Here is a 16041-nt window from a genome sequence, read left to right on the forward strand (position 1 = left end):
TGAGGTTGCCTTCTATACAAAAACTATTCATCAATACGATTTGACAAAGAGCCCTTATTTTTTAATAACCAATGTTCAATGTTGAATAGTGGAAACGGGCTTACTATGCTCTCTATTTGAAATGAGCTGCGTAGGGGCGGTTTGCTACAGTATTGGAATCACCCACACGGTACGCGGGCAATTTCAATACTTAGGCGGATCCTCGTGGGCTGACCGCTCTCTACTGCACTCTATGATTTGAATCGTTTAATCTTCTTTAAGCGTTTCTTCTTACGTTTCTTACTCTTACGGACCATTGAATGCATTGCCATCTTACCAAGACGTCCTTGCATACCGTTGCCCATAAGTTGGTCCATTCCAGCCATGTTACCTTTACTCATCTTATTCATCATGTCTCGTGATTGTTTGAATTGTTTGATCATACGGTTAACATTTTGAATACTTTGTCCTGAACCCTTGGCAATTCTTCTTCTTCTTGAAGGATTTAACAAATCAGGATCTTCACGTTCTTTTGGTGTCATAGAGTAAACAATTGCCTTTAAATGAGCAATATCCTTTTCACCAATATTGATATTAGCTAAAGCTGGATTATTAGCCATACCTGGGATCATCTTCATGATTTCATCCAAAGGACCCATTTTTTGAATTTGATCCATTTGATCAATAAAGTCATTAAAGTCAAAACTATTCTCTCGAATCTTTTCGGCTACTTCTTTAGCTTGTTTTTCATCATAATCTGATTGAGCTTTCTCAATCAAGGTCAACATATCACCCATACCAAGGATACGGTTGGCCATACGATCCGGATGGAAAACATCTAATTGATCTAGTTTTTCACCTTGTCCAATAAACTTAATTGGTTTACCAGTAACGGAACGAATTGAAAGTGCTGCACCACCACGGGTATCACCATCTAACTTAGTTAAAACAACACCGGTGATATCCAATTGTTCATCAAATCCAGCAGCTACTTTAGCAGCTACTTGACCAGTCATGGAATCAGCGACAAACAAGATTTCATCTGGATGAGCTAACTCCTTGATACGCGTTAATTCTTCCATCAATTGCTCATCAATTTCCAAACGTCCGGCCGTATCAATAATTACATAATCATTTTTATTTTCGTCAGCAACTTTTAACCCATTACGAACGATGTCAACAGGATCATGCTCTGTTCCTTCATCGTATACGGGTACATCTAATTGTTGTCCAATAGTCTTTAACTGTTCAACAGCGGCTGGACGATAAACATCCCCAGCAATAAAGATTGGACGAGCTTTTTTATCATTTTTAAGATAATTAGCTAATTTACCAGCTGTTGTAGTTTTACCAGCACCTTGCAAACCAACCATCATGATAATTGTTGGTATATGAGCTGATTTGTTTAATGGAACAGCTTCTTGTCCCATTAACTTAGTTAACTCTTTATCAACAATTTTGATAACTTGTTGCGATGGTGTCAAACTATCCATTACTTCGGCACCTAAAGCACGTTCTCTAACTGTCTTAACGAAGCTCTTAACAACATCAAAGTTAACATCGGCCTCAAGTAAAGCCATACGTACTTCACGCATTACTTTACGAATATCTTCATCAGAAAGTTTTCCCTTACCCTTTAAGGTAGAAAAAACTTTTTGTAGACGTTCGCTTAATCCTTCAAAAGCCATATTCTTCTCCTATTAATTTTCATTTATTTTTAAAATTCTCTGTACTAAATCTAAAAGTTCTTTATCGTTGGAATATTTTTTTTCGACTAAGGTTTGCAAAGTATCGGCAATATCATCAATTTCAGTTGTCTTTTTAATTAATCCTAATTCTTGTTCAAAAGACTCCAATGAATTAACAGTACGATGCAAATTATCCAAAACCGCTTGTCGTGAAACTTTTAACTGTTCAGAAATTTCACTAAGTGAAAAGTCTTCAACATAATAAAGCTCAATATAACGACTCTGTTTCTTAGTTAATAAAGAATGATAAAAATTATACAACAGATTCACGCGTGTGGTTTCATCTATCTTCATTTTATTTATTTGAAGCTCCAACAATTAGTTCCTTAAACAGTCCATAAATGAACTTCTCGGGATCAAAATCACGCAAATCATTCATTTGTTCTCCCAAACCAACTAACTTCACAGGGATATGTAGTTCATTACGAATAGCTAAAACAATTCCACCTTGGGAACTACCATCAAGTTTTGTCAACACAATACCTGAAACAGCAGTTGTTTCATTAAATTGCTTAGCTTGACTTAAGGCATTTTGACCAGTTGAACCATCCAATACTAATAATACTTCTTGTGGTGCATCAGGCAATTCACGAGTAATAACACGTTTGATCTTTTCCAATTCACGCATCAAACCCTCTTTATTCTGTAAACGTCCAGCTGTATCAACTAATAAAATATCGAAATCTTCGTCTACTGCTCTTTGAACAGCATCATACACAACTGAAGCTGGATCAGTGTGTGCTTTACTTGCTTGAACAGGAACATTAACACGTTTACCCCATTCTTGAAGTTGTTCAATCGCACCAGCTCTAAATGTATCACCTGCGGCAAGTAAAACTTTTTTACCTTCTTGCTGATATCTGTGTGCTAGTTTACCGATTGTTGTTGTCTTGCCGGCACCATTAACACCAACAAACAAAAAGACTGTTGGTGTCTTATCAGTACTAAATTTCAGAGTATTATCTTCATCCTTACCTTCTTCACCATACATATCGACCAATTTTTTAACGATAACGTTAGAAACATCGGAACGTTTTTTAGCATTTTCAAGTTTTACTTCTTCACGTAATTCGTCGGAAATACGCATAGCTGTTTCATAACCAACATCCGATTCAATCAATAACTCTTCCAAATCATCGAAGAAGTCTTCGTCGACACTTCTAAAATTAGCCAGGAAACGATTAAAACGAGCACTGAAAGAGTTACGACTTTTTTTCAATCCTTCATCGTATTCTTTAACATCGTCTTTGGCTTCTTCCTCAGGTTCTTTTTCAGTTTCTGATTCAGCTTCCTCTGACTCTTCTAACTCTTCGGATTTAACTTCTTCGTTTACTTTAATATTTTCAGATGTTGTTTCCTTTTCGACCTCAACATCTTCAGAAGTAGTTGTTGTCTCTGTTTGTGTCTCTTCTGGTTCAGACTCCTTAGACTCCACTGGTTCTTTAATCTCTGATGTTTCAATCTGAGGTTCTACCTGCTTAGGTTGAACTTCTTCTGGTTCTTTTTCAACTTCCTTTGTTTCTAGCTCTGGTTCTGATTTAGGTTCTGATTCCAAATCCAGTTCTGTTTTAACCTCTGGAGTTGATTCTTTAGTTTCCTTAGGTGTTTCCTCTGTTTTATCGGAATCATCAGAAGTTTTGCCGGATTCAACATTTTGGTCAGGTTCTTTTTCAGCTTCAGGAACTTTTTCTTCTAATTTTTCATCTTTAGAATCATCTTTTCCAGTGAAGGCTTTTTTAATACGATCAAATAATCCCATAATTAACTCCTTATTTTTTGACTTCGACGGACAACATACGTGATACACCAGATTCTTCCATGGTTACTCCATACAAACGGTTAACATTCATCATGGTTCCCTTACGGTGAGTAATCACAATAAATTCCGTATTGTCATCATATTGATTCAAATAATTAGCAAAACGATAAACATTAGCATCATCAAGTGAAGCTTCAACCTCATCTAAAATACAGAATGGTACTGGTTTCACTTTGATAATGGCAAACAACAATGTAATAGCCGTTAACGCTTTTTCACCACCAGATAACAAACTCAAACGTTGAAATTTCTTCCCTGGTGGTTGAGCAATAATTTCAATTCCTGTTTCCAAAAGATTATCAGGTTCGGTTAGTACTAATTTGGCACGACCACCAGCAAACATCTCTGGGAAAATTTCTTCAAAGGCATCTGCAACTTCATCAAATGTCTTTTTAAATCTAGTCGTTACTTCCTTATCCATTTCCGACATTGTGTCTAATAATTGTGCTCGAGCTTTTAACAAATCATTTTGTTGTTGTGTTAAAAATTCATATCTATCTTTTACTTTATCATATTCAGCAATGGCCGATAAATTAACAGTTCCTAACTCATCGATTCCCATTTTAAGCAAACGAGCCTCTTTTTGTAGTTGCTCGGAATCATAGTCGCCCTTATTCAATTCAACTAATGAAGCCTCATAAGTCAATTGATAATCCTGCGACAAAATATCTAAACGACTATCAATTTCATTAGAAAGCTTTGTATTCTTAATAGCCAATGTCTCCTGTTGATCAGAGGCATTCTTTTGTAGATCAAAATTACGTTGAGCTTTCGCATTCAATTGAGTAGATAATTCTTGTTGCTTCTGACGTTTCCCCTTCAAATCGGTAGCATTGTCTTGAAGTTTTGTAATTGTTCGTTTCAATTGATTAATTTTTTCTTTTACTTCTGAATTGCTTAATTGTAATTTATCCTTCTCAGAATTCAAGTCTTTCAATCGTTCCTCAACTTCTGTTACTTGTCGAGCAAGACTAACTGTACTTTCCTTCAAATCATTATTCTGAGCCAGTTCATTTTCATGTTTACTCTGAACAACTGCTAATTTAGTCTGCAAATTTTGTTCATTTTCGTTAATTGAACTTAATTCATTATCAAAATCGGCCAGGATTTGTTCTTTTTGCTTAATCTCATCTTGAACTTGAGCAATCTTATCCTTGATATCATTAGCCAATTGTATTTGTTTTTCCAAGTCAGATTTCAGATCTGATTCTTCCGTCTGATTCTTAGAGAGACTGTATTCTACAACATCCAAACGTTCTTTAAAATGTTTCTCTTCATTTTGATAAGTTGATATTGAATTCTCTAATTGATTCTTTTCCTGATTAAAGCTGGCTAATTTTTCATCAGCCGTCTTCTTTTCAGCATTCAATCCCATTAATTTTTGACGTAAATCCTGAACAATCTTTTGCTTTTGATCAAGTAGAATTTCCTTCTTAGATAACTCTTTTGTCAAAGCAGTTAAATCATCTTTTCTTGTCAAAATATTAGAATTGACTCTTCTTTGTTGTCCACCAGTTAAAGAACCACCAGCATTGACCACATTACCGTCCAAAGTCACGACACGATATTTACGGCCTACTGCGGCCGAAATTCTAGTAGCAGCGTCAATATTCTCGGAAACTAATAAATTACCTAAAATATTTTTTACAATATTTTCAACCTTACCATCATATTCGATCAAGTCACTAGCGACTCCAACAAAACCTGCGATTGCTTGGGCTTTGTTCAAGTCATTAGCATAAATACTACGTGGTTTGATGATGTTTAGAGGCAAGAAAGTAGCTCGACCACCACGACTTTGACGTAAAAATGCAATAGCCTGTTTAGCGGAAGCCTCATCTTCAGTAACAATTGATTGTAATTGATTACTTACGACTGTCTCAACCGCTAATTGATACTCTTTAGGTACTGAAATTAATTCAGCAATAGCGCCAACAATCCCAGTCAATTTGGACTGATTATTCAAGACATTTTTAGCGCCTTCAAAGAAACCGGCATGTTCTTGTTCCATATTTTCTAGAACTTTTTTACGTGCTTTAATTTCTTGAAGACCTTCCAAGACATTCAAGTAATTACGATTCTCTTGTTTTCCGGTCTCAGTTATTTGATCGATTTCTTTAGCTAGATTCTGATCATGTTCAATCAAAGATTTATTATCGGTAACTAAAGTTTTAACCTTTGTTTCAATTTTTTGGTGTTTCTCTTTTGATTCAGCCAAATCACTATTAATTGATTGAATTTGTTGCTTTTGATCATTGATTTGAGCTTGAATTCGATCCAATTGCTTCTGTGAAAAGTTCTGTTCATTATTGTTAGAAACTTGTTTCTGCAATAAATCGACATATTGATCACGAAGGTCACTAATATTTTTTTCAATATCAGCTGGAGTCTTTTGTTTTAATTGTTGAACATCTTTCAATTGCTTCTGAAAATCAGCAATCTGTGCTTCACAATCGGCCAATTTTTGATTAGAATTAGCCAATTTTTTTTCATTGATTTCTTTTTGTTTCTTTAAATCATCTAACTGTTTCTTTAAAGAAAGCTGATTAGTTGAATTGAAACCACTACGTTCATCCGCTACAGCTACTTTACCGTTATAAACTTCAAGTGTGCGGGTATTCTCAACTAATTTAGTCTGATTCTCATCGATTTTTTGTGTCAAATCATTGATAGCAGCGTTGTTGTCTTCGACCTGTTTATTAGCAACTTTGACTTCTCTAGCAATATTCTGAGCACTCAGCTTAACTTCACGCAATTCTTTATCAATTTGATGCTTTTGAGCTGATAAATTTCTAATTTCGATAGTTAAGATTTTTTGATAAATGCTATCATATTTACTCTTTTGTTCTTGATAATCGCGAGCAATACTAGCTTGCTCTTTCAAGGGTTCCACTTGCTTAGATAATTCAGAGACAATATCTGAAACACGATGTAAGTTATCTGTAGTTTCAGACATTTTATTTTCAGCCTGTTGCTTCTTCTGTTTAAACAAAGAAACTCCTGCTGATTCTTCGATAATACTTCTTCTTTCAACCGGCTTACTATTGAAAATTGCTTCAACACGTCCCTGGGAAATAATAGAAAATGATTGTTTTCCCATCCCTGAATCCATAAATAATTCTGTAATGTCACGTAAGCGACACTGCTTATTATTAATTAAAAATTCAGTGTCACCATTTCTAAATAGACGACGACAAATAACAATCTCATCTTGTGACGATTTCAATTCATGATTACGATTATCAAACTCTAAAACAACTTCCGCCCGATTCATTTGAGGACGTGTTGCACTACCAGCAAAAATCACATCGACCATTTTGTCTCCACGCAGGCTCTTTGCTGATTGTTCACCCATTACCCAACGAATGGCTTCTGTGATATTTGATTTTCCACTCCCGTTGGGTCCGACGATACCAGTGATTCCACTTGTAAAGTCAATCTTTGTCTTGTCAGCAAAAGATTTAAACCCATTGATCGTTAACGATTTTAATGGCATAAACTAAACTCCTACTATAATTCCTCTAATGCTCTTTTGGCTGCCATTTGTTCGGCGTGCTTCTTACTGTATCCAAGACCCTTGGACAAGATTTTACCATTAGCAATTAATTCTACTTTGAACTTCTTATCGTGATCAGGACCTTCTTCATCGATCACTTTATAATCAATTTCTACTTCACCAGATTGTTGTAACTTCTCTTGCAAGTGAGTTTTAAAGTCTGTATCTTCAGAAAATTCACCTGAATCGATATGTGGATAAACAACCTTCTTTAAAAATTCATTTACAACTTCATTACCTTGATCCAAGTACAAGGCACCATTGAAAGCCTCAAAAATATCCTCCAACAATGTATGTCTTTGACGTGCACCTTGTTTTTCTTCACCTTTACCAATCAAAAGGTATTTATCAATATTAATTTCTTTAGCAAAACGAGCAAAACTATCAGTTCTGACAATGTCGGATCTTAATCTTGTTAACTTACCTTCAGGTAATTCAGGATATTTTTTGAATAAATAACGAGAAATATTGATTTCTAGAACGGCATCACCCAAGAATTCCAAACGTTCATAATCACCAATACCTAATTCCTTGTGTTCATTATCAAATGACGAATGTGTCATAGCTCTTTCAACGAGCTTTTTATCGTTAAACTTAATTCCGTATCTTTCATCTAAAAATTCTAAGAATTTCGGATCTAACATAACGTGTCCCCTTTCCAATAACATTAATTATACTAAACTTTTATCATAAATAATTATCCGGATAAAAAAATAAGACCACGCGGCCTTATTTTTGATGTGAAGAAATATAAGTAACTGCTTCACCGACTGTTGTAATCTTTTCAGCGTCGTCATCTGGAATTTCTGAACCGAAAGCATCTTCTAGTTCAAGCACAAATTCAACAAGGTCAATTGAATCAGCATCAAGATCTTTAGTGAATGATGTTTCTTTAGTAATTGTTGATGGTTCAACTTCAAACTTATCAGTGATTAATGAAACGATTTTGTCAAAAACTTCTTGCTCTGTCATGGAGTTTCTCCTTATTTTTCCGTACTCATTTTTTCAAAATACTTATTTGCTTTATTAATTGTATCATTCTGTAGCATATCATTAATTTGCTTAACTGTATAAAAGACTGTCTTAGCGTCTGCGGCACCGTGTGCTTTAATTACTGGTGACTTCAGTCCGAGTAAAACAGCACCACCGGCTTGAGATGTATCAAACATCTTTTTTAACCCCTTTAATGATGGTGAAACGATAGCTGCACCCATTTTAGTAAAAATACCGTTGTTTAGCAAGGCATCTTTCAACTCACTTAAAAGAATTGTCGCAGTTCCTTCGGTTGCCTTCAAAGCTGCATTTCCAGTGAAGCCATCTGTAACGATAACATCAGCCACACCAGCTAAAATATTATTTGATTCAACATTACCAATAAAATTGATGCCCTCAGTATTTTTCAATAATTGATAGGCATCTTTATGTAGCGTATCACCCTTATCGTATTCTGTACCATTATTTAACAAAGCAATACGTGGTTTATCAATTTTCTTAACATCACGAGCATAAATTGAACCCATTACAGCCCACTGTTGTAAATAACTAGGTTTAGCTTCGGCATTGGCACCAACGTCAAGAATATTAACACCTAAAGAAGAATTAGTTACCGGTAAAGTTGGCATCAAAGCTGGACGATCCACTTGTTTAATCCTACCAACGATAAAGATTCCAGCTGCTAATAATGCTCCAGTATTTCCAAGTGAAAAGAGAGCATCATTTTCACCATCTTTTACTGATTTAGCAGCCAAAACCATTGATGCGTTCTTTTTAGAACGAATGGCTCTGACTGGTTCATCAGTTCCTAAAATTTCTTCATCCGTATGAACGATAGAGATTCTTGTATCATTTTTCAAATACTTTTTGATTTTTTCTTGATCGCCATATAAAACGAACTCCAGATTATCCCATTCGTCTCGTGCTTGTTCAATACCTTCAACAATTACTTGAGGAGCATTGTCCCCACCCATTGCATCTACAGCTATTTTCATTTTGTTTCCTCACTAATCAAAATTATTTAATTGGTCAAATTCATCATTTATAAATGATTTTAAAACTTTTGTTTCCGGACTGTTCATCATTTTTTTATCTTCAAAGAGACGTGTTGCTTCTTCTTGAGCCACTTCAAGAATATTGATGTCATTGACAGGATTACCAACTTTAAATTCCGGTAAACCCGATTGACGATTACCTAACATATCACCTGCACCACGCATTTTCAAATCCTCTTCAGCTAGAACAAAACCATCATTAGTGGACGTTAAGATTTTCATCCGCTCTAAAGCTGTTTCATTTTTAGGATCCGCAATCAAAATGCAATAAGATTGTTTTTCTCCACGACCAACACGTCCACGAAGTTGATGTAGCTGTGACAAACCAAAACGGTTTGCGTCATAAATAACCATTACCGAAGCATTTGGCACATCGACTCCGACTTCAATAACCGTTGTAGAAACCAGAACATCAATCTTTTTATCACTAAAATCATTCATAACTGTTTCTTTTTGATCATTAGGCATTTGCCCATGTAACAATCCTATCTTATATTTCTTACCGAAGAGCTCCGTAAATTTATCATAAATCAATTCCGCATTTTTCAAGTCCATCTTCTCTGATTCAGAAATCAATGGCGTGACTACATACACTTGAGCGCCTGTGGACAATTCTTTGTCAACAAACTGATACATTTGTTCAATCTTTTGACTTCTAATCCAATAAGTTTCAATTTTTTTACGTCCAGCAGGTAATTGATCGATTCGTGAAACATCCATGTCACCATAAGTGGTAATTGCCAGAGTCCTTGGTATTGGAGTAGCTGTCATCGCCAAAACATCCGGATTTTCACCCTTCTGACGCATAGCTTTTCGTTGGTTAACACCAAAACGGTGCTGCTCATCAATCACAATCAAACCTAAATTCTTATAGTTGACGCCCTCTTGGATTAAAGCATGGGTTCCCACGATAATATTTGTTTTGCCATCAGCAATATCACTAGTAATAAAATCATGTTCCTTTTTTGTTTGTGAGCCCGTCAACAGAGCCGTTCTAATTTTTAAAGGTGCCAATAATTTACTTATCTTATCAAAATGCTGTTGGGCCAAAATCTCTGTTGGGACCATGATTGCCGCTTGATATCCTGCAGTCACTGAGGCCAACATGGCAATAACTGAAACAATTGTTTTTCCAGATCCAACATCCCCTTGCAAAAGACGATTCATGTGATGATCTGAATCCATATCACTCAATATTTCTTTAACAACTCGATCCTGTGCTGGCGTTAAAGTAAATGGCAAACCTTGAATAAATTTTTCAATGAATGTCTTATCGTAACCTTCGATTATTCCGACATTCCCTTGGTTGTCATTTAATTTTATACTCTGCAATCCACACTGGAATAAGAAAAACTCACGGAATTTTGCACTACGTCTGGCTTCATCACTCTGTTCTGCATCTTTAGGAAAGTGAACCCCGGCTACAATCTGTTCATCATCCAAAAGTTTATACTTTTCTCGCAAGAAGTCTGGCACTACTGTATCAATTTGATCATGATATTTTTCAAAAGCTAACTTTATCAAATTAATTAGTGTTTTTTGATGAATATTTTTATTTACTGAATAAACCGAATCAATCGAATCGTCATTATTTACATCAATTACTTTAACACCGGTCAAAGCACGTCGATTTTGATTCCATTTACCATAAACCGCTACATCACTACCAGTCTCAAATTTATCTTTTAACCATGGCTGATTAAAGAAAGTTACCATGATCGATTCATTTTCGACCAAGAGTCGCACATTCAAGCGATTCTTTTTGTAGCCAAAACGAAAAACAACAGGATCACTAGCAACGACACCTTTTAAAAGAATCTTTTCTTGATCAGTGGCCTCATCTAACGACTTAGCTTCCATATCTTCATATCGAAAAGGAAAATAAAACAACAAATCATAGACATTTTCGATTCCTAACGATTGTAAAGATTCTAAGCGTTTAGGACCTACGCCTGGCAATGTTGCCAATGATACTTTTCTAAGATCCATAAATTCCCCTTTCTCCAACAGAATTAAAAGAGGCATGACAAAACAAACGTTTCATCATTGCCTCCTTTATTTTTATTCAACCGAAATCAAATATGGATAAACTGGTTGATCACCTTGATGGATCTCTGTTTCGAGATCGGCGTACTTGTCATCCAAGTAATCAGCAACCTTTTGAGCATCTTCAGTATTACCATCTTTACCAACCAAGATAGTAATTACTTCACTGTCTTCATCAATCATCTTGTCGAGCATTTTTTCAGTACCAGCAATAATATCAGCATCATCAACTAAAATCTTGCCGTCGACAATTCCCATATAATGACCTTTGGTAATCTTTAGACCATCAATTTCAGTATCACGGATAGCTTGAGTAATTTGTCCACTCTTAACGGTATCTAAGGAGTCTTCCATATTTTCTTTGTTATCTTCCAAATCAGATTCTGGATTGAATGATAGCATTGCTGTCATTCCTTGAGAAATCGTCTTTGTTGCAACAATGGCCACTGGAATATCCACTAAATCAACTGCTTGCTTGGCTGCCATAATAATATTTCCATTGTTAGGCAAAACAAGCGCACGTTTAGCATTGGACTTATTAATTGCATCAACAATATCATTGGTTGATGGATTCATTGTTTGTCCACCGCTAATAATATTAGTTACACCCAAACTTTCAAATAGTTTAGCCAATCCTTCACCTGAAGAAACAGCAATAACAGCATAATCAAGTTGTTTTGCTTCTTCCTTAGGTGCTTCAGCATTTTCAAATGGTTCATCTTCTTCAACAATTGTCTCATGTTGAAGTCTCATATTATCAATTTTAATTTTTGATAAGGAACCGTATTTGCGACCAGCTTCCCAAACTTTATAAGGATAATTAGTGTGAACGTGAACTTTAACTACTTCATCATCAGACACACAAATTAGTGAGTCACCAATAGTATCTAGATAGCTACGTAATCTTTCATTATCGAACTTTTCATCGGATGTAGGATTATCACCTAATTCAACCATCATCTCGGTACAGTAACCATTTTCGATATCATCTGTATTGAATTGACCTTGAGCTGATTGGTGATGACTAGCATTGACCATTTCACTCATATCTTTTTCATCAGGAACATATTCTTCATCGTTACTTACTTGACCGCTGAGACCTTCTAAGAAGCCCTCATAAATGAAAACTAATCCTTGACCACCAGAGTCAACCACGCCAACTTCCTTCAGTACAGGAAGCAATGATGGTGTCTTCTCTAGTCCAACTTTGGCACCTGCTACAACTGCTTGCAAAATTTCAATTGTGTCATTAGTACTTTCGACCTTCTTCATAGCAGCCTCAGCACCATATCTAGCCACAGTTAAGATTGTTCCTTCAACTGGTTTCATAACAGCTTTATAGGCCGTTTTAACACCATCATCAAAAGCTTTAGCCAAATCCATAGCCGTCAAAGAATCTTTATCTTCAATACTCTTTGAAAAACCACGGAAAATTTGTGAAGTGATAACACCTGAATTACCACGTGCTCCCATCAAAAGACCCTTTGCAAGAGCTTTACCAAGGACACCAACATTCTCACTCTCTGATTCATTAACAGCTTTGAAACCACTCTGAATTGTCAAACTCATATTAGTTCCGGTATCGCCATCAGGAACCGGAAAGACATTCAACGAATTTACAAACTTAGCATTTTTTTCAAGTCTGTGCGATGCGACACGCACCATATCTGAAAATTCTTTTTTTGTAATTAATTCTTTGCTCAAAAGTTTCCCCTCCAACCAGCTTTACCTATTCAATATCATCCAGAACTTTAATTCCTTGAACATAGATGTTAACAGTGCCGGCTGGTGTTCCTAGCATTGTTTCTAGGTTATATTTTACTTTTTCTTTTAAATTTCTTGCTACTTCGGATATCTTAATTCCATATCCAACGATTATATAGACATCAACGGCCAGTTTACCATCTTCTTGATGAATAACTATACCTCTAGAAAAATCTTCACGGTTTAAGATTGTGTTCATACCATCACGCAATTGATTTTTGCTTGCCATACCTACAATACCGTAGATATCAGAAGCAGCTCCACCAACGATTGTTGCAACAGTATTTGTTGAAATTTCAATTTCACCATGTTTTGTTTTTATTGTAACTGCCATTTCTGGATCCTCCTATTCTTTGGACCTAAGCTATAATAAACATTAAAATTTTATCATAGCAACATTTCGAATTAAAGAAATAAACTATAATAAACTCTATTATTACACAATTAGTCTATTGATTTCATTTCTTGGTTATGGTAAATTAGTCAGGTGATATTTTAAAGAAAAACATGTAGCCAAAGGAGGTCGGTCCCATGGCAAAAGATATTATTACAGGCCGTAAAACAGTGTTCGGTAACAAACGTTCACACGCTCTTAACCAATCAAAACGTTCTTGGAAGCCAAACTTGCAAAAAGTTCGTATCATGGTTGATGGTAAGCCAAAACGTGTATGGGTTTCAGCTAGAGCATTGAAATCAGGAAAAGTTACTCGTGTATAATTATCACTTAATTATTTAAAAAGGACTAGCAATCTATATTGTTGGTCCTTTTTATTTTACTCTATTATAATAAATTTCTAAAATTTCTTTCTAAAGGGGGCCTATTAAAATGAGTAAATTTATCATTGGCGATCAAGAAAATAAAGATGATCAATTGGCTCAAGCTATTGTAAATGCTAAGGATGGCGATATTATTGAATTGCAACCTGGTACTTATTTTACAAGTGAGAGCCCCTTTATTTGTACAGTCAGACAAAACTTAACTTTTGTCGGTAAATCTTCTAATAAAGATAATATTAAATTAAATTGTAGTTTTACCGTTGGTGCCAAAAATATTATTATTTTCAAAAATTTAACCATCACTTTTCCCGCTAACGGTGAAAATACTTTATCAGCTTATGATGGTGCGGAAGTTTATGCAGATAATGTCTGTATAAATCGGGAAACATCTGACAACTGGGATACTGTTTATGGTCAAAATGCTACTTTTTCATTCAAAAATTCACAAATTTTAACTGGTTTGAAAACAAAAGCAATTGGTCTATCACTCGACAATAGTCAAATCTTTGCTGATAATACTTCGATTCAATTTTTGTTTCAAAGAAAATCAAAAGCATATTTAAGAAATTCAATTGTTACTCATGAATTTAAATTACGTCAGCATTCAGAAACTTACTTTCGCAACTTAACCATGGTTTCGTATGAGGTACCTCATAAAAACGACTTGACTGTCCATAGCGGATCTAAATTTCAAGGTCAAGATTTAGTTTTTACCAGCAATAAACCAAAGTTACGTATTTTTAAGGGCGACTTTAAGGTTAATAATACTAATCCTGAGCCCGATCAATTACATTTTAAATTCGATGATTCTTCTAAGGTTTCAGTTGATAACCAAAAACCATTTAATGAGGATCATCAAAATATTAAAAAAAATAAGTAAATATCTATAACTAAAAAAACATTTAATCAAAAGAACGGCCTCTATCAAGCATTCAAGATATATTTTTACTTGAATCCCTTAATAGAAGCCGTTCTTATTTATTATTTAAATTTTATAACAATTACTTAGCGATATTTTTTATAATTGATTCAAGCTATTGGCAAGATCTGCAATTAAATCCTTAGGATCCTCAATACCAACGGACAATCTGACTAATTGATGTGTGATACCCGCTTTTAATTGCTCCTCAGGCGATAATTCAGCATGTGTCATCTTGTATGGCAATTCAATCAAACTTTCAACAGCGCCTAAACTAACGGCCAATTGAATCAATTTAGTTCCTTCAACAAATTTGGTAGAGTCCAAGCCATCTTTTAACTCAAAAGAAACGATTCCACCAAAACCATCTGCTTCGGCTTGAGCTATTTCATGATCCTTACTGCCAGCAATTCCTGGATAATAAATTTTAGCTATTTCTGAACGACCTTGTAGAAATTCAACAATTTTTTGTGCATTACTCAAATGGCGATCCATTCTGACTGCCAAAGTTTGAATTCCTCGACGAACTAAATTGGAATCTTCTGGCGAAAGTGTTGAACCAATTGCATTCTGGTTAAAATAAATTCTTTCAGCAATTTTTGCATCCTTGGCCACAGCCATACCGGCAATAACGTCTGAATGTCCACTCAAGTACTTAGTGGCCGAATGAATTACAATATCGGCTCCTAAATCCAAAGGTCTTTGAAGATATGGCGATAAGAAAGTATTATCGACAATCGTTAAAAGATGATGTTTTTTAGCGACTTCAGCTGTCTTCTTAACACTTGTTACATGTAATAAAGGATTGGTAAAACTTTCAAAATAAATTGCTTTAGTATTTGATTTAATTGCTTCTTCAATTTCTTCAGGATTTTGAGTGTCAACAGCAGTAAATTCTAAATTCCAACGCTTGAAAAATTCATTAATTATCCTAAAAGTCCCGCCATAGATTTCTTTGCCAATAATTAAATGATCCCCTGGTTTAAAAATTGCTAAAACTGCATGAATAGCGGCTGAGCCTGAAGAAAAGGCGAACCCTCGATAACCATTTTCTAATTCTGCAACTTGCTGTTCCAAATAATTTCTAGTTGGATTACCAGAACGGGCATAATCGTATTTAACTTTAGCATCAACTGATGGATAAATATAAGTCGATGAATTGTAAACAGGTACATTAACGGCCCCTGTATTATTATCTTTTTGTGTTGTTCCATGAACTAATTTAGTATCAAATTCTGTCATAATTCCCCTCCAACATTTGATTTAGTTAGTGCAAAACAAGCCCTATCGTATCACTTCTAATAAAATCTTTTAACTATAAGTACTTTTATTAGGCTGTACGATAAATAGAGTTGATAGGCATTTTGCCATCAACTCTATTTTTG

General features: G+C 35.1%; 13 protein-coding genes. 2 read left to right on the forward strand and 11 right to left on the reverse strand.

What is annotated here, in order from left to right; all coding sequences use genetic code 11:
- Positions 1 to 230: 230 nt before the first annotated feature.
- The 10 genes from ffh to FD33_RS05765 form a co-directional block, all read right to left on the reverse strand.
- Complete coding sequence (gene ffh, locus FD33_RS05720; protein ID WP_025085702.1) at positions 231 to 1667, reverse strand: signal recognition particle protein; 1437 nt, start codon at positions 1665 to 1667, stop codon at positions 231 to 233.
- 12 nt (positions 1668 to 1679) lie between these two features.
- On the reverse strand, positions 1680 to 2021 hold the full coding sequence (gene ylxM, locus FD33_RS05725) for a YlxM family DNA-binding protein (protein WP_025085701.1): 342 nt from the start codon (positions 2019 to 2021) through the stop codon (positions 1680 to 1682).
- Between the two features lies 1 nt (position 2022).
- Positions 2023 to 3486: a signal recognition particle-docking protein FtsY gene (ftsY, locus tag FD33_RS05730; RefSeq protein WP_025085700.1), complete on the reverse strand. Its 1464-nt coding sequence runs from the start codon at positions 3484 to 3486 to the stop codon at positions 2023 to 2025.
- A gap of 10 nt (positions 3487 to 3496) precedes the next feature.
- On the reverse strand, positions 3497 to 7042 hold the full coding sequence (gene smc / locus FD33_RS05735) for a chromosome segregation protein SMC (RefSeq protein ID WP_056955833.1): 3546 nt from the start codon (positions 7040 to 7042) through the stop codon (positions 3497 to 3499).
- A 14-nt stretch (positions 7043 to 7056) separates the two neighbouring features.
- Positions 7057 to 7746: a ribonuclease III gene (gene rnc / locus FD33_RS05740; protein ID WP_025085699.1), complete on the reverse strand. Its 690-nt coding sequence runs from the start codon at positions 7744 to 7746 to the stop codon at positions 7057 to 7059.
- Positions 7747 to 7831: 85 nt separating this feature from the next.
- On the reverse strand, positions 7832 to 8074 hold the full coding sequence (acpP, locus tag FD33_RS05745) for an acyl carrier protein (protein ID WP_025085698.1): 243 nt from the start codon (positions 8072 to 8074) through the stop codon (positions 7832 to 7834).
- Positions 8075 to 8085: 11 nt separating this feature from the next.
- Positions 8086 to 9090, reverse strand: a complete 1005-nt coding sequence (plsX, locus tag FD33_RS05750; protein ID WP_025085697.1) for a phosphate acyltransferase PlsX — start codon at positions 9088 to 9090, stop codon at positions 8086 to 8088.
- A 12-nt stretch (positions 9091 to 9102) separates the two neighbouring features.
- The gene (gene recG, locus FD33_RS05755) at positions 9103 to 11139 is read right to left on the reverse strand and encodes an ATP-dependent DNA helicase RecG (RefSeq protein WP_056955834.1); all 2037 of its coding nucleotides are present in this window, start codon (positions 11137 to 11139) and stop codon (positions 9103 to 9105) included.
- 72 nt (positions 11140 to 11211) lie between these two features.
- Positions 11212 to 12900 carry a DAK2 domain-containing protein gene (locus FD33_RS05760; RefSeq protein WP_025085696.1) on the reverse strand — a complete coding sequence of 563 codons (1689 nt, stop codon included), beginning with the start codon at positions 12898 to 12900 and terminating at the stop codon, positions 11212 to 11214.
- A gap of 25 nt (positions 12901 to 12925) precedes the next feature.
- Entirely contained in the window at positions 12926 to 13294 is a 369-nt protein-coding gene (locus tag FD33_RS05765) for an Asp23/Gls24 family envelope stress response protein (RefSeq protein WP_025085695.1), read from the reverse strand.
- Between the two features lie 197 nt (positions 13295 to 13491).
- Between FD33_RS05765 and rpmB the strand changes: the two genes are divergently transcribed.
- Complete coding sequence (rpmB, locus tag FD33_RS05770; RefSeq protein ID WP_010019437.1) at positions 13492 to 13677, forward strand: 50S ribosomal protein L28; 186 nt, start codon at positions 13492 to 13494, stop codon at positions 13675 to 13677.
- 109 nt (positions 13678 to 13786) lie between these two features.
- The gene (locus tag FD33_RS05775) at positions 13787 to 14617 is read left to right on the forward strand and encodes a hypothetical protein (RefSeq protein WP_025085694.1); all 831 of its coding nucleotides are present in this window, start codon (positions 13787 to 13789) and stop codon (positions 14615 to 14617) included.
- Between the two features lie 138 nt (positions 14618 to 14755).
- Here the strand turns inward: FD33_RS05775 and FD33_RS05780 are convergent, their stop codons facing one another.
- On the reverse strand, positions 14756 to 15898 hold the full coding sequence (locus FD33_RS05780; RefSeq protein ID WP_025085693.1) for a trans-sulfuration enzyme family protein: 1143 nt from the start codon (positions 15896 to 15898) through the stop codon (positions 14756 to 14758).
- Positions 15899 to 16041 lie beyond the last annotated feature (143 nt).

Source organism: Companilactobacillus paralimentarius DSM 13238 = JCM 10415, from assembly GCF_001434985.1.
Lineage (GTDB): Bacteria > Bacillota > Bacilli > Lactobacillales > Lactobacillaceae > Companilactobacillus > Companilactobacillus paralimentarius.

Excerpts from the sequence above, each read along its gene's own strand:
- ffh (WP_025085702.1), bottom strand. The coding sequence starts at position 1,667 with ATGGCTTTTGAAGGATTAAGCGAACGTCTACAAAAAGTTTTTTCTACC.
- ylxM (WP_025085701.1), bottom strand. The coding sequence starts at position 2,021 with ATGAAGATAGATGAAACCACACGCGTGAATCTGTTGTATAATTTTTAT.
- ftsY (WP_025085700.1), bottom strand. The coding sequence starts at position 3,486 with ATGGGATTATTTGATCGTATTAAAAAAGCCTTCACTGGAAAAGATGAT.
- smc (WP_056955833.1), bottom strand. The coding sequence starts at position 7,042 with ATGCCATTAAAATCGTTAACGATCAATGGGTTTAAATCTTTTGCTGAC.
- rnc (WP_025085699.1), bottom strand. The coding sequence starts at position 7,746 with ATGTTAGATCCGAAATTCTTAGAATTTTTAGATGAAAGATACGGAATT.
- acpP (WP_025085698.1), bottom strand. The coding sequence starts at position 8,074 with ATGACAGAGCAAGAAGTTTTTGACAAAATCGTTTCATTAATCACTGAT.
- plsX (WP_025085697.1), bottom strand. The coding sequence starts at position 9,090 with ATGAAAATAGCTGTAGATGCAATGGGTGGGGACAATGCTCCTCAAGTA.
- recG (WP_056955834.1), bottom strand. The coding sequence starts at position 11,139 with ATGGATCTTAGAAAAGTATCATTGGCAACATTGCCAGGCGTAGGTCCT.
- FD33_RS05765 (WP_025085695.1), bottom strand. The coding sequence starts at position 13,294 with ATGGCAGTTACAATAAAAACAAAACATGGTGAAATTGAAATTTCAACA.
- rpmB (WP_010019437.1), top strand. The coding sequence starts at position 13,492 with ATGGCAAAAGATATTATTACAGGCCGTAAAACAGTGTTCGGTAACAAA.
- FD33_RS05775 (WP_025085694.1), top strand. The coding sequence starts at position 13,787 with ATGAGTAAATTTATCATTGGCGATCAAGAAAATAAAGATGATCAATTG.
- FD33_RS05780 (WP_025085693.1), bottom strand. The coding sequence starts at position 15,898 with ATGACAGAATTTGATACTAAATTAGTTCATGGAACAACACAAAAAGAT.